Source organism: Paenarthrobacter sp. YJN-5, assembly GCF_015040095.1.
GTDB classification, from domain to species: Bacteria; Actinomycetota; Actinomycetes; order Actinomycetales; family Micrococcaceae; genus Arthrobacter; species Arthrobacter ureafaciens.
The window spans coordinates 18468-37386 of record NZ_CP053544.1; the positions used below are offsets into that span (position 1 = coordinate 18468).

An 18919-nucleotide genomic window follows, 5' to 3' on the forward strand; every position below is an offset into this window, starting at 1 on the left:
CCGATAGCCACCCGGCGCCTGTGTTGACGGCGCCGGTTTACTTGCTTCCTTGGTCCTCGGACGGGAAGTAGGGATTCTGCCCGGCCTCCCCTTGGTAAGTCCTGCGCCCCGGGAGCGGCACCTGCGGACGGAACCGTCCGCCCTTAGCGGTGCTGGGTACGTCCTCGTCCGGAAGATACTCGGAGGCCCCCGGCACTTCAGGGTGCTGTTCAGCCGACTGTTGTGGTTCCACAGCCGGCCCGGCGCGGAAGGATGCGGCGTCGAACTCGCCCGAGATGCGTGGAATCAGGCCGGTATCGTCGGAGACCGTGGCGCGTGCCGGCGTCGTGGTTTCTTGTTCCTGGTCCCGTCCACCAGTACTGACGGGCACGCCGCGGCCGAAGCGTCCCAGGAGCGGTCGCATGAGGTCGCGCAGTTCGGTGACCCGGAAGGCCTTCAACAGCAGGAGGTAGGCAACCAACATGACAGGCCCGACGACGACCACCGTCACCACTGCGGCGGGGCGGCTGCTCCACGCAAAACCGTCGGCACGGTAGCTGCCCAGGAGCCACAGGGCCAAAGCGCCTGCCAGGGCGGATCCCAATCCCGCGTAACCCATGCGGATGTAGGAATTGGCAATGCGCGGACCGTCGAGGTGGCCCAGCATGCGGCGGAGGAAGACGACGCTGATCACGACGGAAAGTATGTTGCCCAAGGTATATAGGACGGCGATCGCGTAGATGATCTGGCCGACGGGCAGGAACTGGATGACGAAGGCCCCCACCACGTAGACCACGGCCAACAACAACTGGACGTAGAGGGGCGTGCGGGCGTCCTCGTTGGCATAGAAGACGCGCGACATCATGAAGTTCGCGCTCATGAACGGCGTGCTGAGCGCCAGAATAGTGAGGGTCTGCGCCAGCATGACGCCGTCCTGGGGCTCGCCGCCGGAGAAGAACATGCCCAGTGGTCCGGCAAGCGCGAACAGCGCCAGCGCCCCGAAGACCGTAGCGACTGCCATGGTCCGAAGACCGTGGGAAAGGGCGTCACGCAGTTCGTCCTTGTTCCCGTCCTGGGACGCCCGGGTCATGCGGTTAAAGAGGACAGTGGCCAGGGACAGCGCGATGATGGAGTGCGGCAGCAGGTACAACTGGCTGGCGACTTCGAGGATGGCGTTACCGGGAAGCGTGGAGGCCGCGGTGGTCTCTCCCGCATTGGCAAGGCGCAAACGCTCGGCGCCGGGAATGGTGGCCACCTTCATGACGTACAGGAAGGCCAACTGCCCGACGGCGGCGGTCAGCAGCGTCCAGACGCTCAACTTGGCGGCCTGGCCAAGTCCCACGCCACGCCAACCGAAGCGGGGCCTGAGGCCAAGCTTCAAGCGAATGACAGGGATCATCAGGATGGCTGTTTGGGCCACGACGCCGATGGTGGAGAACCCTGCCACAAGGAAAGTTTGCGTGGGGCCCCAGTTGTCCAGGGTGTGCGGATTGGTGGCGTTGGCACCGAGGAGCCAAATGAACATCCCCAAGCCGGCGATGGCTACGAGGTTGTTGAGGATCGGCGCCCACATGGCAGGTCCGAAGGCGCCGTGCGCGTTCAGTACCTGCGTCAGGAGGGCGTACAGGCCATAGAAGAAGATCTGCGGCAGGCACCAGAACGCAAAAGTGACAGCCAGTGCCTTTTGTTGTTCCGAGTAGCCCTGGGTGGTGAGCTCGATGACCAGCGGCGCAGCCAATGTGACGAGCGCCGTGAGGGCGAGCAGGAGCAGCACCGCGAGGGTCAGGAGCCGGCTGAGGTAGTCCGCTCCACGGTCGGGGGCCTTGCTGGCCTTGATGATCTGGGGAACCAGGACGGCGTTGAAGACACCGCCGGCTACCAGGAGGAAGATCAGGTTGGGCAGGTTGTTCGCGTTGATGAACGTGTCAGTGACCGTGGATCCGAGGCCCAACGCGGCGGCCAGCATCCAGGTTTTGGCGAAGCCAAGGACCCGGGAGACCAAGGTTCCAGCCGCCATGATGGCGCTGGAACGGGCTTCACCGGATTGAACGGACTGGGTGGTTTTGGCTTCAGACATCGCCTTTATCGTCCCACGTCGAGGGGCTCAGAGGTGTTCCGGCAGCACTTCCCGTGCCAGATCGGCAATGCGGCGCTCATTGGGGAACGACAGTTTGCGTGCCAGTTCCTGGATGGGAACCCATGCTGCGTCCACAGCTTCCTGGTCCGGATCGTTCTCAATGGTCAGTTCCCCGCCCGTTGCCCGCAGGAGGAAGTGATGGACGGTTTTGTGGACGCGGTGGCCACTCACAGTGAACCAATAATCGATGCTTCCCAGCGGGGCCAGGATGCTGCCCTCGATGCCGGTCTCCTCCGCGATCTCGCGGACAGCGGCTTCCTCATTGTTCTCTCGGCCCTCAGGGTGTCCCTTCGGCAGGCACCATTCAAGCCGGCCACCCCTATTAAGGCGGGCGATAATCGCAACCCTCAGTTCGCCGTCGGACGTATCTACTACGACGCCACCGGCCGAGATTTCCTCAACGGTGGGGAGCGAGGCCTGGACCGGGTGCTGCGGGGCAGGCGCGACGTGCGCTCCGATTGCCGACGGCAACGGTGCGTTTGTCCTCCTGCCAGGAGCGCTCGGGATCGGGTTGGCCATGAAGTCCACTCTAACGACTCTTGCCCGGGAGTGATGACCGGGACATGGCCGCAAGATGGACTGGAAACGACGGCGGTTGCATTTGACGCCTGGTCTGGCCCAATGCGGCCCAAAAATCTGCCAAGCTTAAGGGACTATGGCGCACGTATTGGACAGCTCTTCTGTTAACTTCACCATCGATCCGGTGGTGCTCGACCTCGGGCAGCGCTTTGTCGATGCCGGATTCGAGCTGTCCTTGGTCGGTGGGCCCGTGCGTGACCTGTTCCTCGGCCGGACCTCGCCCGATCTCGACTTCACTACCGATGCAACGCCGGACCAGACCATCTCGGTCATCAAGAAGTGGGCAGATAACTTCTGGGAGATCGGGCGGGCGTTCGGCACGATCGGGATGAGGAAGGACGGCTTCCAGATCGAGGTCACCACCTACCGCGCGGAGGCCTACGACCCCGACTCCCGCAAGCCCGTGGTGGCGTTCGGCAACTCGCTGACCGATGACCTCCTGCGCCGGGACTTCACTATCAACGCGATGGCCCTGCGGCTCCCGAGCCTGGAACTCGTGGATCCTTTTGGCGGCGTACGCGACCTGCACGCTTCCGAACTCTCCACCCCCGGCGCGCCGGAGGCCTCCTTCTCGGATGATCCGCTGAGGATGATGCGCGCTGCCCGCTTTGCATCCCAGCTGGGGGTTTCCGTCCACGATGACGTCCGGCACGCCATGACCCACATGGCTGAACGGATCAAGATCATTTCCGCAGAACGCGTTCGCGACGAACTGGTCAAGCTCATCAACGGCGCCCATCCGCGGGTTGGCGTGGATTTGTTGGTGGACACGGGACTGGCCGAGTTCGTGCTCCCCGAGGTTTCCGCCTTGCGCCTTGAATCCGATGAGCACCACCGCCACAAGGACGTCTACCAGCACTCGCTGCAAGTCCTGGAGCAGGCAGCGGCCCTGGAAACGGACCCGGACGGAGCCGTGCCCGGGCCCGACTTCGTGCTGCGGTTTGCGGCCTTGATGCACGACGTCGGCAAGCCGGCTACGCGCCGCTTCGAACCCGGCGGCGCGGTGAGCTTCCGCCATCACGACGTCGTAGGTGCCAAGCTGACGGCCAAGCGGATGAAGGCCCTGCGGTTCGACAACGACACCATCAAAGCGGTGGCACGCCTGGTTGAACTGCATATGCGCTTCTACGGATACGGCGACGCCGGATGGACCGATTCCGCCGTCCGCCGCTACGTGACCGACGCCGGACCCCATTTGGAACGGCTCCACCGCCTGACCCGATCCGATGTCACCACGCGCAACCAGCGCAAGGCCGACCGTCTGGCCTTCGCGTACGACGACCTCGAGCAGCGGATAGCCGCCCTCTTGGAACAGGAATCCCTGGCTGCCATCCGTCCCGATCTTGACGGTGCACAAATCATGGCGCTCCTGGGACTCAAGCCCGGACCCGTGGTTGGGCGGGCTTACAAGTTCCTCCTTGAGGAACGCATGGAGCACGGGCCACTCGCTCCCGAGGAAGCCGAGTCCAAGCTTCTGGCATGGTGGCAGGAACAGCCGGAGTCCGCCGTCGTCGAACCTTCAACCGAAACAGAGGAGTCCTAATTGAACGCGATCTCCCCGCGCCCGCAACTGTGGATCCTTCGCCATGGCGAGACTGAATGGTCCAAGAGCGGCCAGTACACCGGGTTGACGGACCTTCCCCTGACGGTGGAGGGCGAGCAGCAGGCCGTCGAGGCGCGCAAGGTGTTGGAAGGCATCGACTTCGACCTGGTGCTCACGTCACCGCTGCGCCGCGCCCGGCGTACCGCGGAGTTGGCCGGCTTTCCGGACGCTGTCCACGAGCCCCTGGCCGTGGAGTGGAATTATGGGGATTACGAGGGCATCAGCTCCGACCTCATCCGCAAGGACAACCCGGACTACCTCATCTGGACCGACGGCGTGCCCAACGGGGAAACCCTGGACGAGGTGGCTGCACGGGCCGACAAAATCATCGGCAGGGTCCTTGAATCCGGAATGGACAATGTCCTGGTGGTTGCGCACGGCCACTTCTCCCGCATCCTGACCGCCCGTTGGCTGGAAATGGACGCCAAAGAAGGGCGGCATTTCCTGTTGGGAACCGCGAAGGTATGCACTCTTGGGTGGGACAAGCGGACGCCGGCGATTATCCGCTGGGGACTCTGACGAAAGAATTTCCAAATAATTCTGGGAATTTCCCAATTCCTGCTGGTATTTATGTCGATGCTGCTGTACCTTAAATCTTGTTCCCAGAGCGTCTTGCCGGGAACGCGGCGTGCTTTCCCGGGTTAGTCAGTCCGGTTGAAGGCCATGACAGGTCGGCAACGGCCAGAAAAGGAGGTTGGGAAAATGATTACTTTGACTAGCGGATGGAAGATGACTTTCATTGCTGCCCCGGCCTCTGCTGTTGTCGCGCGCCGTCTTCGGAATCACCGGCACTAACGATCTACCGGACCGGCTTTGACGCCGGCGGAGATTGGAGCCCGTCCCCGCATCCCGGCGGATGGCAGTGCGTTGTTCCATGAGCGGAGCCTGGAAGCCGGGTACGCAGTTTCCCCATAGTTCAGAACCAGCTTCTTGTTGGGTGATTGCCGGCCTTTGCATGCAATTCCTCCGGCTCCTGAATTAGTCCGCTCTCCGTTTAAAACCATTTGGGATATTTGCTGCCCAATGATGCCCGCATTCTTTCGCGAATTCATAGGCTCTAATTGGCATGCCCAAATACTCAACAAAACAATGAAAGGAGGTGAATCTGATGGCAAAACGCCCCGAAGACCTGCGAGTTCACAAGAGCAGCGATGCTCCCAAGAACCGCACCCTGTTTAACGGCCAGTTGCTGGATCAACACCGCGAAGACGTTTACGTGGTCCTGCACCAGCTGGGACTCATCCGCTGACACCGTTCAGCCACTGCAAAGGAGCTCCCATGGCGCACGCTCATGCCGAACCCCGGGAAGCCCACGCGGCTACGCGTGGGCTTCCCCCTTTTAAGGAAGCCTGTCCAGGAAGTGCCTGCCGGGTGCGGGGAAGTGACTGACGGACCGGCGTCGACCGATCGAAGCGTGGTCCACGCGGTGACGCCCCCGCCCGGCCGGGCTGTAAGCTCGACTCATGCAGGAGACGAAGCCGCACCAGCAGCGAAAACGTGCCCGCTTTGTGGTTCCCAGCCGCAACGATTCCCTGCTCCGCAACTTCACCGAAGTAGTTGGTGGACCCATGGGCCGACACTCTGCCCCCGGCGAGGTCTCCCCTGGGCCGTTCACCGTTGAGCGGGTCCTTGTCATCCTGACCGTGGTCGCCGCCTTGATCGCTGTGGTGGCCAAAGACTATTGCCGCATCAACGGCTGGGAAACACCGTCGCAGTTCTACGCCACCTGCTACTCCGACTTCCCTGAACTGTTCAAGAACCGCGGCCTCGGGGACGGCGTTTTTCCCTTCTTCACCCAAGGAAGCTTGTTTGAGTATCCGGTCCTGATGGGAATCATCGCGGGGCTCACTGCCCTGGTGGTTCCGGGCAATGGTCCAGGGCCGGAACGCATCCTGGGGTACTTCGATGTCAACGCAACGCTGATCGTAGCCATCTGGATCGTCATCGTGTTGCTGACAGCGCGCATGAACAAACGGCGGCCTTGGGACGCCGCCATGGTGGCCGTGGCGCCCGGCATCATCCTGGCCGGGTTCATCAACTGGGATATGTGGGCGGTCGGACTACTTGCCTTGGCCATGTTCCTGTTCTCGCGGAACAAACCCGTCCTGGCAGGCATCTGCATCGGCTTGGGGACCGCCACCAAGCTCTATCCGGTCCTGATTCTCGGGGCGGTTTTGGTGCTCGCCATCCGGAGCGGGAAGCTGCGGACATTCTTCACCACCGCGGGTGCGGCGCTGGCCGCCTGGCTTGCGGTCAACCTTCCCATTGCCGCGATGAACCCTTCCGGGTGGCAGTACTTCTTCGAATTCACGCAGGACCGGCCGGCCGGCTATAGCTCTCCCTGGTTCGCCTACAACCTGGCGGCGGAGAGGCTGCAATGGACCCAGCTCACCGCCTCCACCATTAATTCCCTGGCGTTGAACCTGTTCATTGTTGCGTGTGTCCTGGTCGGCATGCTGGCGTTGACAGCCACCCGGAGGCCAAGGCTCGCCCAGCTGGCCTTCCTGATCGTGGGTGCCTTCATCCTGACCAACAAGGTTTACTCCCCGCAGTTCGTCATCTGGCTTATTCCCCTCTTGGCACTGGCCAGGCCCCGCTGGCGTGACTTCCTGATCTGGCAGGCAGCAGAAGCCCTGCACTGGGGGGCCATCTGGATGTACCTCGGGCAGGCAACCAGTGGCGGCGCAGCCCAGCACAATATCGATATGTCCGCGTACGTCCTGGCCGTCATCCTGCACATGGCCGTGACTGCGTACCTGATGGCACGCGTCGTCATGGACGTCCTGGACCCGTCGCAGGATCCCCTGCGGAGCCACGGAGACGACGATCCCCACGGTGGTCCGTTCAACGGCGCCAAGGACTGGTTGAGGGTCAACCTCCGGCATCCATCGCTATCGGTACTTCCGTGGTCCCGCAAAGAACCCCGATCAGTGGAGGTGGGCAGCGATGGTTGATGTCGCCGTCGTAGGTTCCGGTCCCAACGGTCTTGCCGCTGCTGTGGTGATGGCCCGGGCCGGTTTGGACGTGCACGTCTACGAAGCGGGTGCCACGATCGGGGGTGGCACAAGGACCTCCGAACTGATCGAACCGGGGCATTTCCACGATGTCTGCTCGGCCGTGCATCCGATGGCTGTTGCATCGCCGTTCTTCAAGGACTTCGAGCTTGCCAAACGCGTTGAGCTGGTGGTCCCTGAAGTGCAGCACGGTACGCCCCTGGATTCAGGAGGTGCCGCGGTGGCGTACCAATCGCTGGAGCGTACTGCGTTGGAACTCGGCAACGACGGTGCGGCCTACCGGCGCCTGCTTGAGCCGCTGCTGAACCGCGTGGACGGAATAGTGGACTTTACGTCCTACCAGTTGCTGCGTGTGCCTCGCGATCCCCTGGCAGCTGTGCAGTTGGGACTCGCAACGCTGGATCAGGGATCGCCGCTCTGGAACCGGCGCTTCCGCGAGGACGCTGCACCGGCACTGCTGACGGGCGTCATGGCGCATGCAGTCTCGGCATTGCCCGCCCTGACCGCTACCGGTGCAGGCCTGATGCTGGCTGTGTTGGCCCACGCCGGTGGCTGGGTCATTCCGGTGGGAGGATCGGCCTCCATCGCACAGGCCATGGCCGATGACGTACTGGCGCACGGCGGAACCATCCATACGGGACAGGCTGTGGAGTCACTGGACCAAGTGCGTCCCGCCCAGGCCATCCTTCTTGATGTGGCGGCGCCTGCGCTGCTTCGCCTGGGCGGATCTGAGGTACCGGACAGGTACCGGCGCGCTTTGGAAGCATTCCGTTTCGGGAATGCCGCTTGCAAAGTGGACTTCATTCTTTCCGCACCCGTTCCCTGGCGCGATGCTGCCCTGGCGAAGGCAGGAACGGTCCACGTGGGCGGATCCAGGACCGCAATGGCTGAATCTGAGAACCTCGTGGCCATGGGAAAGCATCCCGGCGAACCCTACGTCCTGGCCTCCCAGCCTTCGCTGTTCGATTCATCGCGGGCACCCCGGGGAAAGCACATCCTGTGGACCTACTGCCACGTGCCCAAGGGTTCCACCGTGGACATGGGTGAGGCCGTCATCTCCCGCATCGAACGCTACGCCCCCGGCTTCCGGGATGTGGTGCTGGCATCAAAGACCACGACGGCGGCGGAACTGGCCGACTACAACCGCAACTACGTGGGTGGGGACTTCAGCGCGGGGCAGATGGACCTGCTGGGACTCCTTCGAAGGCCCGTAGTCTCCCCCGTCCCGTGGCGCACTCCCCTTCCCGGAGTGTACCTGTGTTCCTCCTCCACGTCCCCGGGACCGGGCGTCACCGGCATGCCCGGATACAACGCCGCCAAATATGCCCTTAAAGACATATTCAATAAACGCGTACCCGGGCTTGGCCTGGTGTCCTGACGGTTAGTTTGCTGCGGTGAACCGGGTGCGGCGGTGGCTCGGAGACTCGATCTCGTCCAGCATCGCTACTGCGTAATCTTGCGAGGAGATGGACGCTCCGGCCGGTGTATCCCTGGCCACCTTGTATGCGCCTGTGCGTTCTCCCGGCTGGATCACCGGGGCGGGAGCAAGGACAGTCCAGTCGAGTTCTTCCGGTGCCTCACGGACTACCTCCAGTGCTTTCGCTGCGGTGGTGGCCTCGGCTTTGTAGGCTTCGGGGAACTCAGGTGAGTCGAGCAGGCGGACTCCGTCCACCTCGAGCGTGCCTGCACCGCCAACGATCATCAGGCGGGTGCCCGCGGCGTTGCTGTAGGCCGTGGACATGGCCTTGAGCCACTCGGCGTGGTCGCCGCCGGTGCGGCTGGGGCCAGTCGCCAGCACAACGACGTCGTGGTCCCTGGCGACTGTGGAAAACGCCTGGCTGTCAGCTTGGTCGGCGGCCTTCGACGTGGCTCCGGGGACTTTAGTGCCACTGCGGGAGATGGCCGTGACGTCATGACCACGGCTGAGGGACTCCTTGACGATCTCGCTGCCGACCATTCCGCTTGCGCCATATACTGCGATTTTCATAGCTCTCCTCGGTTGCTAAGCTGGTGATTAACCAAAAGTATCTTTCTGATACTGATAGCTTCAAAGGAACCTAGTTACCTCGTGGATACCTCCAAACTGCCGGCAAACGTCTTCGATCCCAACTGCCCGTCCCGGGTGATCCTCCAACGGATCGGGGACAAGTGGGCTTCGCTGGTCATCCAGGTCCTGGGCGACGGCCCGGTCCGTTTCTCCGAGTTGCGGAAGATGGTCAACGTGGTCACGCCCAAGGTGCTGACCCAGACGCTTCGGACTTTGGAGAGGGACGGGCTGATCACCCGGACCATCCACGCCCAAGTGCCGCCACGCGTGGATTACGAACTCACCGAGATGGGCGCCTCCCTCTTGGAACCGCTGAGGATGTTGCGGGAGTGGGCCGAGAGTCACGTTCCCGCCATCCTCGAAGCACGCGATGCCTATGACGAGGAGCAGGATAAGGCGGTGCTGGGCCCCGCAGGAGGCTAACTCATCTGCGTGGAAGGGATGCGTTCGCGGCTGAGGCGCCCGTCCCGCATCACGGCCACCGCATCGGTCAGCGGAAGGAACTCGGTGTCGTGGGTGACCATCACGGTCGCTGTTGCGAACTCATCCGTGATTCTTCTGAGCAACCGGACGATCGACTCGCTCCGCTGGTGGTCCAGCGCGGCGGTGGGTTCGTCGACAAGGAGGACGGAGGGGTTCCGCATGAGCGCCCGGGCAATGTTGACCCGTTGACGCTGCCCGCCGGAGAGCTGATGGGGACGCTTGTCCAGAACTGAACCGAGGCCAACCGTGTCCACGAGCTCCCGCGCTTTGCGCTGTTCTCCTGCGCCGGCTTTGCCCCGCAGATGCTCGCGCATCAGCAACTGCTCGACGGCGGTCAGCGACGGCAGGAGGTTGGGTTGCTGGAAGACGATGCCAACCTTTTCACGCCGCAGCACGGTGCGTTGGGCCGGCGTGATTGCGGTGACATCTTCGCCGTCGATGATGACGACGCCATGCGTCGGCACGATGAGCGTGGAAGCGACGGCAAGCAGCGATGACTTCCCTGAACCGGAAGGTCCAACCACGGAGAGGAACTCCCCCTGGGCAACAGTGAGGTCCACGTGGTCGAGTGCTTTAAGGGTGGAAGAACCGTCCGCGTACTCCAGCGAGACGTTGACAAGGCCAAGGGCTGACATTGGACATATACCTTTCGTGGAATGAATTAGTTGCCGCCGAGGGCAAGCAATGGATCGACCTTGGTGACGCGTCCAACGGCCAGGACCGCTCCGGCCAATCCCAGGACGACGATGCCCATCACGGGGAGCAGAGTGGTCAACGGGGTGATCAGGAACGGCGCAGCTTGTGCGGCAGCCGTACCGCCGATCAACCCCAGCAGTCCGCCCGCGCCCGCCCCGGCACACAGCACAATTGCTGCCTGGGCCAACGCATCACGCAGGACGTAACCGGTTGATCCTCCAAGAGCCCTGAGAACGGCAATGTCCCGGGTCCGCTGTACGGTCCACACGGTCAGGAAAGCCATGATCACCAAGGCCGATATGCCGTAAAGAAATGCCTGCATCAGCATGAGTGAGCCGTTTTCGCTCTTGTAGGAACCGAGGGCCTGGAAAGATCCCTGGACGTCGCTGCTGACCGTCCCGGCCGCCGCGTTGGCGGCTTGGATATCCAAGGAGGTTCCGGCGTCGGACTTCACGCCCAGGACGGTTGCCGTATCAGGTGCGGAGTGCGAAATGGAGCGCCAGTCGGACAGCGTGGTCCAGACGACCGGAGTGTGTGAGTACCACTGGTCCCCCACAACGTCCGAGACCACGAACGTGTTGCCGGCGAGGCGAACGCGGCTCCCCGGCTGTACGTCCAGTTCCTTGGCCACACTCTCACTGACAACCACTGTCCCGTCATCCACATCCACCAGGTCTCCGCCGAAAACTGCCACGTTGGCTGTGCCACTAGCCTCCCCGTTTCCGTTGACCGACTGGAAGCGGGTTTGGCTGATGCCGAGTTCATGGACCGAGGAGACGCCCGGCCTTCCCTGCCAGGACTGGAGCTGGTCCCTGGACACTTCGGATTCCGTATAGGACAACGTGGGCTGGCTGCCTGCGGGTGCGCCGAACACAATCTGTTGCACAGGCAACGCGGCAATGGCCGATGTGGATTGGTTGCCCAGGCCGGCAGTCAACCCGGACAACATGACGAGCAGGAGCGTTATGAGGGCCACCACGCCGCCCATGAGAGCGAAGCGGCCTTTCGCGAAACGGATGTCGCGGATGGCAAGAAACATGTGATTCCTTTGTATTGGTCCGGGCCTGTCCCGGCACTCCCAACTTTTCCGTTTCACGCCCGCCATTCCATCGGGAACAGGGTTGAACGAAGGGAATCGTTGGGTTGAAGGGCGAATCAACCGAAAGGTTGATTCGGGCGCGAATCCGCCACATTCCCCCGTTCCCGCCACGGCCCGAAGATACGCTGGAAGACGTGCAGCTCCAGGAACGCGATACCCCGACTACGGCGATTCTCCGCGTGCTTCGGGTGAGCCTTCACGTGGGCTTCGCGGTTCTGCTGCTGGTCGCCTTGGTCCGGCTGCTGGCAGGACCCGGCGTGCCGCAACTTGCCCTCACTGCCGGCTTGGCACTTTCCACTGTGCTTGTAGTCGTCTATTTGACCGGGACGGTCCTCGAAAAGCGCCACGCCAACTCAGCCGAATCGTTTGATCCCTCGCCCTACGCAGGGTGGTGGCTTGGTGCCGTCATGCTTCTGTGGCTCCTGCTCCTGCTGGTGAGCGGCGACTTCGCCTGGGTTGCCTTCCCGCTGTTCTTCCTGCAGTTGCACCTCCTGCCTCGTTCCGCCGCGCTGCTCTCGATTGCGGCTACTACCGCGCTGTTGGTGGGTGCCCTCTGGTTCCACGGCCAGGAGACGGCCGACGACGGGCTGCAGCCGGCCATGGTTCTGGGGCCAGTGTTCGGGGCCGGCTTCGCCGTGGTCACCGGCATGGCGTATCGGGCCCTGTTCCGCGAGGCAGAAAGCCAACGGCGCGTGGCGGAAGAACTCAGGCGGACCCGTGCCGAACTCGCCCGGACCCAGCATGAGGCCGGCATGGTTGGTGAGAGGGAACGACTGGCACGCGAAATTCACGACACTTTGGCGCAGGGCTTCTCCAGCATTGTCCTCATGGGCCGATCCGCAGAGAAGGCCTTGGCTGAGGGCAATGTAGACATTGCCCGGGAGAGGCTCAGGACTGTTCAAGAGACGGCTTCCGCCAACCTGGCCGAAGCCCGCAACTTCGTGCGGGGCCTTCGCTCCCCGGACCTCGCGGAGTCGGGGTTGGTGGACACTCTCCGGCGACTCTGCATGAAGACGGAGACCGAAGCTGCTGCCCGTGGAGCGGATCTTCGGTGCCGGTTCGAGTTGGTGGGTACGCCGGCAGAACTGCCCAACGCCTATCAGACCACCCTGCTCCGGGCCGCCCAGGCTTCCCTCGCAAACGTGTGGGCACACGCCCACGCGCGCTCCGCCGTCGTCACCTTGTCCTTCCTCGACGCGGATCCGGGCACGGAGGTGACACTGGACGTTTTCGACGACGGCGTAGGTTTCGACCCCACGACGGCGGCCGGTACGGCGCGCGGTGACGGAACCGGCGTCGGGCTTTCCGGCCTGCGGGAGCGGGTAACCGCACTCAACGGCAGTCTGGACGTTGAGTCGTCGCCCGGAGAGGGGACGGTGGTGGCCATCCGGCTGCCACTTCGAGGGAAGGATCCGGCATGAAGGACATAAGGGTCTTGTTGGTGGATGACCACCCGGTTGTCAGGGCAGGATTGCGCGCCATGTTGGCCGACTTCCCCGGGGTCGACGTGGTGGCCGAAGCGGCTGATGGCGCCGCCGCGCTGACTGAGTTGACCAGATTGAACACCCTGGGCGAACCCGTGCAGCTGGTGCTCATGGACCTGCAAATGGGTTCGGGAATGGACGGCGTCACCGCAACGGGGAAAATCAGGGCCGGCGAAGGCGGCAGTCCGCCGCCGCCTGTCCTCATCCTCACCACCTACGACACCGATGCGGACATCCTCGCCGCAGTGGAGGCGGGCGCAAGCGGCTACATGCTGAAGGACGCGCCACCCGAACAGATCCGGCAAGCCGTGCTGGCTGCCGCGTCGGGCGAAACCGCCTTGGCCCCGGAGGTTGCCGCCCGGCTCATGGGCCGCATCCGGAACCCTTCGCCGGCGCTGAGCGGCAGGGAAGTCGAACTGCTTGAACTGCTGGCCACAGGTATGAGCAACCGTGCCCTGGCGAAGCAACTGTTCATCTCCGAGGCCACGGTAAAAACCCACTTGGTGCACATCTACGCCAAGCTCGGAGTGGACAACCGGACAGCCGCAATTGCCGCCGCAACCAGGCGAAGGATCATCAGGGGCCAATAGGCACGTGCGACCGTCCGATGTGTGGTCGGGACGGGAAACTGTCAGTGGAACCCGGCATAATGACGCAAATGGGGAAACTTAGGAATCTGGTCTTGGGACTCGCTGCGCTGATGATGGCCGGCTCTTTGACAGCCTGCGGCGATGGCCGTGAGGGTGCCGAGAACGCCGCCAAGCAGCTGGCTTCGTCGCTGGAAGCGCTCGACGTCGGTCAGCTCGCCGTTCAGGGCAAGGACGCCGCGGCGGCGAATGACGAACTTAAGGCGGTGTTCCAGGGCCTCGGTGCGAAACCTTCGGTCCAGTCCGGCGAGGTGAAGCTCGACGGAGACACCGCGACCGTCCCTCTGAATTACAGCTGGAACATCGGGTCCGCTCAATGGGAGTACAGCCTGGAGGCCTCCCTTAAGAAGGACGGGGACAAGTGGGCCGTCCAGTGGAACCCCGGGCTCCTGGCGCCTGAACTGACAGACGGAGAGACGTTGTCCGCCAAGACGGTACCGGCCCAACGCGGCGGGATTCTGGGTGCCGGTGACACGCCGATCGTTGAGGACCGGCCGGTCTTCCGTGTGGGGATCGACAAAACCAAGGTTTCCGAGGATCAATCCGATGCCTCGGCCCGCGCCATGGCTGCCTTGCTCGGCTTGGACGTTGAAGAATACGCGAAGCAGGTTGCCGCTTCCGGACCGCAGGCGTTCGTTGAAGGAATTGTGCTCCGGGCCTACACGGCAGACATCACCGAGGCGAAGATCAAGGCAATCCCCGGCGGCGCGAGCATCACCGATTCCATGGCATTGGCACCGACGCGTACCTTCGCGCGTGCCCTGCTGGGCTCCGTGGGACAGGCCAGTGCCGAACAGATCGAGAAGTCGAACGGTGCTTTGCGGGCAGGCGACAGCACCGGGACCGGTGGCCTGCAGCAGAAGTACGACTCCCTTTTGCGCGGCAAGGACGGCGTGGAAGTGGTTGCTGCCGCCAAACCCGCAGCGGAAGGCGGGACCCCGGACACCAAAGTGCTCTTCTCGACCCCGGCTGAAGCCGGTACCACCCTCAAGACCACGCTGGACCTGAAACTCCAACAGCTGGCTGAAGAAACCCTCGCCAACATTGAACCGGCGTCCGCGATCGTTGCCCTCAGGCCGTCCACCGGGGCTGTGCTCGCGGCAGCGTCGGGTCCCGGCAGCAACGGTTACAACACGGCTTTCCTAGGCCAGTACGCGCCGGGTTCAACCTTTAAGATCGTGGACTCGCTGGCCATGTTCCGCAATGGTGCTACGCCGGATTCCAAGGTGGACTGCCCGCCGACAGTCACCGTGGACGGCCGCACTTTCAAGAATGCCGAGGGTTACCCGGAAGGTTCCCTGGGCTCGGTCGCCCTCCGGGATGCCTTTGCACACTCCTGCAACACGGCATTCATCAACGCCCGGGATACCGTCACCCAAGCCCAGCTGGAGTCGGCGGCAACGGCACTTGGTGTGGCGGTTGAGGCCCCCAAGCTGGGTGCGGACGCATTCCTTGGATCCGTGCCCGGCGAAGCTGAAAGCACCGAACACGCGGCGTCCATGATCGGCCAGGGCAAGGTCCTGTTCTCGCCCTTGGCGGCAGCGGTGATGGCCGCTTCCGTGGGCAACGGAGCTCCGGTCTCGCCCCAGTTGGTGTTGAATGCAGACGCCGCTGATGCGGAAACCCGGAACCCCGACGCCGGTGCTGCGCCAGCGGAAGGCGGCACCGCGCCGCCGTCGTCGGCTTCCGCCACGGCGACCACAACGCCGTCCCCGGCGTCCACCAACCCGATCACCAAGGAAGAAGCCGCTGGTCTCTCGGACATGATGCGGGCCGTGGTGACGTCCGGGCACGCCGGGTTCCTGGCCCAGGTTCCGGGGGCGCCCGTGGGCGCGAAGACCGGAACGGCTGAGTTCGGCAACGAGGAGCCGCCAAAAACCCATGCATGGATTGTTGCTGTTCACGGAGATCTTGCGGTGGCAGTATTTGTCGAGGACGGCGGCTTGGGCGCGACCACCAGCGGACCCTTGCTGAAGTCATTCCTGACTGCGGCAGGCTAACGGGAGGCTGGCATGGAGAAACCCACTCAGTGCGCTGTGGTCGGCGGAGGTCCGGCCGGCATCGTGTTGGGTTTGCTCCTTGCAAGGGCCGGAGTCCACGTCACCGTGTTGGAGAAACACGCCGATTTCCTCCGGGACTTCCGCGGTGACACGGTGCACGCCTCCACCCTTCGCTTGCTCGATGAGTTGGGACTGGGTGACGGGTTCCGGCAACTCCCGCAAAGCAGGATGGACAACTTCCGGCTCCCCGCCGGCTCCGGGGAGTTCGTGCTGGCGGATTTCGGGCTGCTGAAGGAGCCGTACAACTACGTGGCCATGGTGCCGCAATGGGACCTTTTGAACTTCCTGGTGGACGCCGCCCGGCAGGAACCCTGCTTCACGCTCATCATGAATGCCGAAGCGACGGACCTGCTGACGGATGGCTCCGGGGCGGTCGCCGGGGTGCGCTACTGCATCAAGGATCCAATCACCGGTGGAACTTTGGAGACCCATGACCTGCAGGCTCCCCTGACGGTTGCCTGCGACGGCCGGGGATCGGTGCTGCGCGCAAAGTCGGGCCTGACCCCCAAGGAGTTCCCGGTCCCCTTCGATGTGTGGTGGTTCAGGCTCTCCCGCGACCCGGAAGAAATAGAACGGGTGGCCTCCATTTCCCCGCGCTTTGGCGACTCGGACGTCCTGCTCAGCCTGACCCGCAGGGATTACCACCAGATCGCCTACCTGGCAGCCAAGGGCTCGGACCCGGAGTTGCGGGCCGAAGGAGTGGACGCCTTCCGAAACAGGATTGCGCGCTTGCGCCCGGACCTCTCCGACCGTGTGGGCGAGATCCTGTCCATGGACGATCTTCACCTGCTGGACGTGAAACTCAACCGGCTTGCCACCTGGCACAAGCCCGGTCTCCTCCTGATCGGCGACGCAGCCCACGCGATGTCCCCCGCGGGCGGGGTGGGAATCAACCTGGCGGTCCAGGATGCGGTGGCTGCCGCCAGGATCCTGGCGCCGGCACTGTTGGATGGCAGCTTGGATGACCAAACCCTCGCTGCGGTCCAGAAGAGGCGCTGGCTGCCCACAGTGATCGTGCAAACGTTCCAGCGACTCATGCACCGGGCCATCTTCAACCAGGTCATGGCGGGCAAGCAGCCCAAACCACCCAGAGTGCTGGTCTTCCTGAGCCGCAAGTTTCCGCTCTTCCGTAAGATCCCTGCGCGGATGTTGGCCTTTGGTCCGCTGCCCGAACACGCACCCGGCTTTGCTCGACGGAAGCCCGACGCGTAGCCAGCCATCCACATGGTCTGTTGCGCCGACGGTGCGGTGCGACGCGTAACCGGGCACCGCCGTCGAGCATTAACCCGTGCCGTGGGAAGATTGGGCGGTGGCCCATATTGACGTTTCCGGCATCGACTACTTCCTCTCCGACGGCACCCAGCTCCTGAACGGCGTGACCTTCAAGGTCCCTGATGGCACCAAAACGGCCCTGATCGGTCCCAACGGAACCGGCAAAACGACGCTCTTCAAGATCATCTCCGGCGATCTCACTCCCGACGAGGGCGTGGTGGGACGCTCCGGAAACATGGGCATCATGCGCCAGTTCGTGGGACAGGTGCGCGACGAGTCCACCGTCCGCGACCTCCTTGTCTCCACGGCCCAACCCAACCTCGCCGCAGCTGCCAAAGCGGTGGAGGAAGCCGAACTGGCGATGATGGAGCGGGACGACGAGCCCACCCAGATGAAGTACGCGCAGGCCATTGTGGATTGGGGCGACGCCGGTGGCTACGACGTCGAGACCGTGTGGGACGAAGTTTGCATGGCTGCTTTGGGGATCTCCTTCGACAAAGCCCAGTTCCGCCGCGCCTCAACCCTGTCCGGCGGCGAGCAGAAGCGGCTGGTGCTGGAGGCGTTGTTCGCCGGGCCGGATGAACTCCTGCTGCTTGACGAACCGGACAACTACCTGGACGTTCCGGGGAAGCGCTGGCTTGAGTCCAAGCTCAACGAATCCAAGAAGACTGTGCTCTTCATCAGCCACGACCGCGAGCTGCTCAACAACGCGGCCGGACGCATTGTGACGTTGGAACCAGGCATCAACGGTGCCAGCGCGTGGATCCACGGCGGCGGTTTCGCCTCCTACGTGGAAGCCAGAGCCGATCGGAACGCCCGGTTCGAAGAACTGCGCAAGCGGTGGGACGAGGAGCACGTCAAGCTCAAGGAACTCGTCAACATGTACAAGAACAAGGCCGCCTTCCGCTCGGATATGGCCAATCGCTACCAGGCTGCGCAGACGCGCCTGGCCAAGTTCCTTGAGGCCGGACCACCGGAAGCGTTGCCCATTGAGCAGAATGTGCGGATGCGGCTGAAAGGTGGGCGAACCGCCAAACGTGCAGTGGTTGCGGAGAACCTGGAGCTGACCGGCCTCATGAAGCCGTTCTCCACGGAGATCTGGTTTGGCGACCGTGTAGGCGTGCTTGGCTCCAACGGATCAGGCAAGAGCCACTTCCTTCGTTTGCTTGCCACCGGCGGCACCGACCCGGAGCGCGAGCATTTGCCGGTGTCCGACGTCGTCATTGCCGAAGTCCCGCACGAGGGGACCGTGAAGCTGGGCGCCCGCATCCGCCCCGGGTTCTTCGCACAAACGCATGTCCGGCCGGACCTTCTGGGCCGCACCCTGCTGGAGATCCTGCACCGCGGCGACGAGCACCGTTCGGGACTGCCCCGCGAAGCAGCTGCCGGTGCGCTGGATTCCTACGGTTTGGCCGGCCAGTCCGAACAAAAGTATGAGTCGCTCTCCGGTGGCCAGCAGGCGCGGTTCCAGATCCTGCTGCTGCAACTCTCCGGGGCTACCCTGCTGCTCCTCGACGAGCCGACCGACAACTTGGACCTGCACTCGGGCGAGGCCCTCGAGCGGGCTATTGACGCTTTCGAGGGGACTGTCCTGGCCGTGACCCACGACCGGTGGTTCGCGAAGTCGTTCGACCGCTTCCTGGTGTTCGGATCCGATGGCAAGGTGTACGAATCCGAGGAACCGGTCTGGGACGAGAAGCGCGTGGACCGCGCCCGCTAGGCCGGGTCCTCTCCCACATCCCACCCCCTTTTGACCGACGCTCTTGCAGATACTGCGAGAGCATCGGCGGTTAAGGGGCGGGATGTGAGAGAAGGATGG

General features: G+C 63.5%; 16 protein-coding genes. 11 read left to right on the forward strand and 5 right to left on the reverse strand.

The window, feature by feature from the left end:
- Positions 1–37: 37 nt before the first annotated feature.
- Complete coding sequence (gene murJ / locus HMI59_RS00070) at positions 38–2056, reverse strand: murein biosynthesis integral membrane protein MurJ (RefSeq protein WP_193592419.1); 2019 nt, start codon at positions 2054–2056, stop codon at positions 38–40.
- Between the two features lie 27 nt (positions 2057–2083).
- The gene (locus HMI59_RS00075) at positions 2084–2587 is read right to left on the reverse strand and encodes an NUDIX hydrolase (RefSeq protein WP_021473154.1); all 504 of its coding nucleotides are present in this window, start codon (positions 2585–2587) and stop codon (positions 2084–2086) included.
- 184 nt (positions 2588–2771) lie between these two features.
- Between HMI59_RS00075 and HMI59_RS00080 the strand changes: the two genes are divergently transcribed.
- The 5 genes from HMI59_RS00080 to HMI59_RS00100 all read left to right on the forward strand — a co-directional run bounded on the left by HMI59_RS00080 (position 2772) and on the right by HMI59_RS00100 (position 8690).
- Positions 2772–4238 (forward strand): CCA tRNA nucleotidyltransferase, encoded by a 1467-nt coding sequence (locus tag HMI59_RS00080; protein ID WP_079941077.1) that lies wholly within the window; start codon positions 2772–2774, stop codon positions 4236–4238.
- Entirely contained in the window at positions 4239–4817 is a 579-nt protein-coding gene (locus HMI59_RS00085; RefSeq protein ID WP_021473152.1) for a histidine phosphatase family protein, read from the forward strand.
- 589 nt (positions 4818–5406) lie between these two features.
- Entirely contained in the window at positions 5407–5547 is a 141-nt protein-coding gene (locus HMI59_RS00090) for a hypothetical protein (RefSeq protein ID WP_021473151.1), read from the forward strand.
- A 214-nt stretch (positions 5548–5761) separates the two neighbouring features.
- Positions 5762–7252 carry a glycosyltransferase family 87 protein gene (locus tag HMI59_RS00095; RefSeq protein WP_193592420.1) on the forward strand — a complete coding sequence of 497 codons (1491 nt, stop codon included), beginning with the start codon at positions 5762–5764 and terminating at the stop codon, positions 7250–7252.
- Positions 7245–8690 carry an NAD(P)/FAD-dependent oxidoreductase gene (locus HMI59_RS00100; protein ID WP_193592421.1) on the forward strand — a complete coding sequence of 482 codons (1446 nt, stop codon included), beginning with the start codon at positions 7245–7247 and terminating at the stop codon, positions 8688–8690. Before HMI59_RS00095 ends, HMI59_RS00100 begins: the two co-directional genes overlap by 8 nt.
- A gap of 3 nt (positions 8691–8693) precedes the next feature.
- Here the strand turns inward: HMI59_RS00100 and HMI59_RS00105 are convergent, their stop codons facing one another.
- The gene (locus HMI59_RS00105; protein ID WP_079941079.1) at positions 8694–9299 is read right to left on the reverse strand and encodes an NAD(P)-dependent oxidoreductase; all 606 of its coding nucleotides are present in this window, start codon (positions 9297–9299) and stop codon (positions 8694–8696) included.
- Between the two features lie 81 nt (positions 9300–9380).
- Between HMI59_RS00105 and HMI59_RS00110 the strand changes: the two genes are divergently transcribed.
- Positions 9381–9782 carry a helix-turn-helix domain-containing protein gene (locus tag HMI59_RS00110; RefSeq protein WP_021473147.1) on the forward strand — a complete coding sequence of 134 codons (402 nt, stop codon included), beginning with the start codon at positions 9381–9383 and terminating at the stop codon, positions 9780–9782.
- On the opposite strand, the gene HMI59_RS00115 is transcribed toward HMI59_RS00110, so the two are convergent.
- A complete protein-coding gene (locus tag HMI59_RS00115) occupies positions 9779–10477 on the reverse strand; it encodes an ABC transporter ATP-binding protein (RefSeq protein WP_193592422.1) in 699 nt (232 codons plus the stop codon). The genes HMI59_RS00110 and HMI59_RS00115 overlap by 4 nt on opposite strands.
- A 26-nt stretch (positions 10478–10503) precedes the next feature.
- Positions 10504–11577 (reverse strand): ABC transporter permease, encoded by a 1074-nt coding sequence (locus HMI59_RS00120; RefSeq protein ID WP_193592423.1) that lies wholly within the window; start codon positions 11575–11577, stop codon positions 10504–10506.
- A gap of 194 nt (positions 11578–11771) precedes the next feature.
- Here HMI59_RS00120 and HMI59_RS00125 point away from each other — a divergent pair, with 194 nt between their 5' ends.
- The 5 genes from HMI59_RS00125 to HMI59_RS00145 all read left to right on the forward strand — a co-directional run bounded on the left by HMI59_RS00125 (position 11772) and on the right by HMI59_RS00145 (position 18820).
- Complete coding sequence (locus tag HMI59_RS00125) at positions 11772–13058, forward strand: sensor histidine kinase (protein WP_193592424.1); 1287 nt, start codon at positions 11772–11774, stop codon at positions 13056–13058.
- Positions 13055–13711 carry a response regulator transcription factor gene (locus HMI59_RS00130; protein WP_193592425.1) on the forward strand — a complete coding sequence of 219 codons (657 nt, stop codon included), beginning with the start codon at positions 13055–13057 and terminating at the stop codon, positions 13709–13711. The genes HMI59_RS00125 and HMI59_RS00130 overlap by 4 nt, the downstream gene beginning before the upstream one ends.
- 68 nt (positions 13712–13779) lie before the next feature.
- Complete coding sequence (locus HMI59_RS00135) at positions 13780–15768, forward strand: penicillin-binding transpeptidase domain-containing protein (RefSeq protein WP_193592426.1); 1989 nt, start codon at positions 13780–13782, stop codon at positions 15766–15768.
- Between the two features lie 12 nt (positions 15769–15780).
- The gene (locus tag HMI59_RS00140; RefSeq protein WP_193592427.1) at positions 15781–17040 is read left to right on the forward strand and encodes an FAD-dependent oxidoreductase; all 1260 of its coding nucleotides are present in this window, start codon (positions 15781–15783) and stop codon (positions 17038–17040) included.
- A gap of 97 nt (positions 17041–17137) precedes the next feature.
- Complete coding sequence (locus HMI59_RS00145) at positions 17138–18820, forward strand: ABC-F family ATP-binding cassette domain-containing protein (protein ID WP_021473140.1); 1683 nt, start codon at positions 17138–17140, stop codon at positions 18818–18820.
- Positions 18821–18919 lie beyond the last annotated feature (99 nt).

Coding starts and splice junctions, on each gene's coding strand:
- HMI59_RS00140 (WP_193592427.1), top strand. CDS start 15,781: ATGGAGAAACCCACTCAGTGCGCTGTGGTCGGCGGAGGTCCGGCCGGC.
- HMI59_RS00080 (WP_079941077.1), top strand. CDS start 2,772: ATGGCGCACGTATTGGACAGCTCTTCTGTTAACTTCACCATCGATCCG.
- HMI59_RS00135 (WP_193592426.1), top strand. CDS start 13,780: ATGGGGAAACTTAGGAATCTGGTCTTGGGACTCGCTGCGCTGATGATG.
- HMI59_RS00130 (WP_193592425.1), top strand. CDS start 13,055: ATGAAGGACATAAGGGTCTTGTTGGTGGATGACCACCCGGTTGTCAGG.
- HMI59_RS00095 (WP_193592420.1), top strand. CDS start 5,762: ATGCAGGAGACGAAGCCGCACCAGCAGCGAAAACGTGCCCGCTTTGTG.
- HMI59_RS00120 (WP_193592423.1), bottom strand. CDS start 11,577: ATGTTTCTTGCCATCCGCGACATCCGTTTCGCGAAAGGCCGCTTCGCT.
- HMI59_RS00090 (WP_021473151.1), top strand. CDS start 5,407: ATGGCAAAACGCCCCGAAGACCTGCGAGTTCACAAGAGCAGCGATGCT.
- HMI59_RS00105 (WP_079941079.1), bottom strand. CDS start 9,299: ATGAAAATCGCAGTATATGGCGCAAGCGGAATGGTCGGCAGCGAGATC.
- murJ (WP_193592419.1), bottom strand. CDS start 2,056: ATGTCTGAAGCCAAAACCACCCAGTCCGTTCAATCCGGTGAAGCCCGT.
- HMI59_RS00115 (WP_193592422.1), bottom strand. CDS start 10,477: ATGTCAGCCCTTGGCCTTGTCAACGTCTCGCTGGAGTACGCGGACGGT.
- HMI59_RS00100 (WP_193592421.1), top strand. CDS start 7,245: ATGGTTGATGTCGCCGTCGTAGGTTCCGGTCCCAACGGTCTTGCCGCT.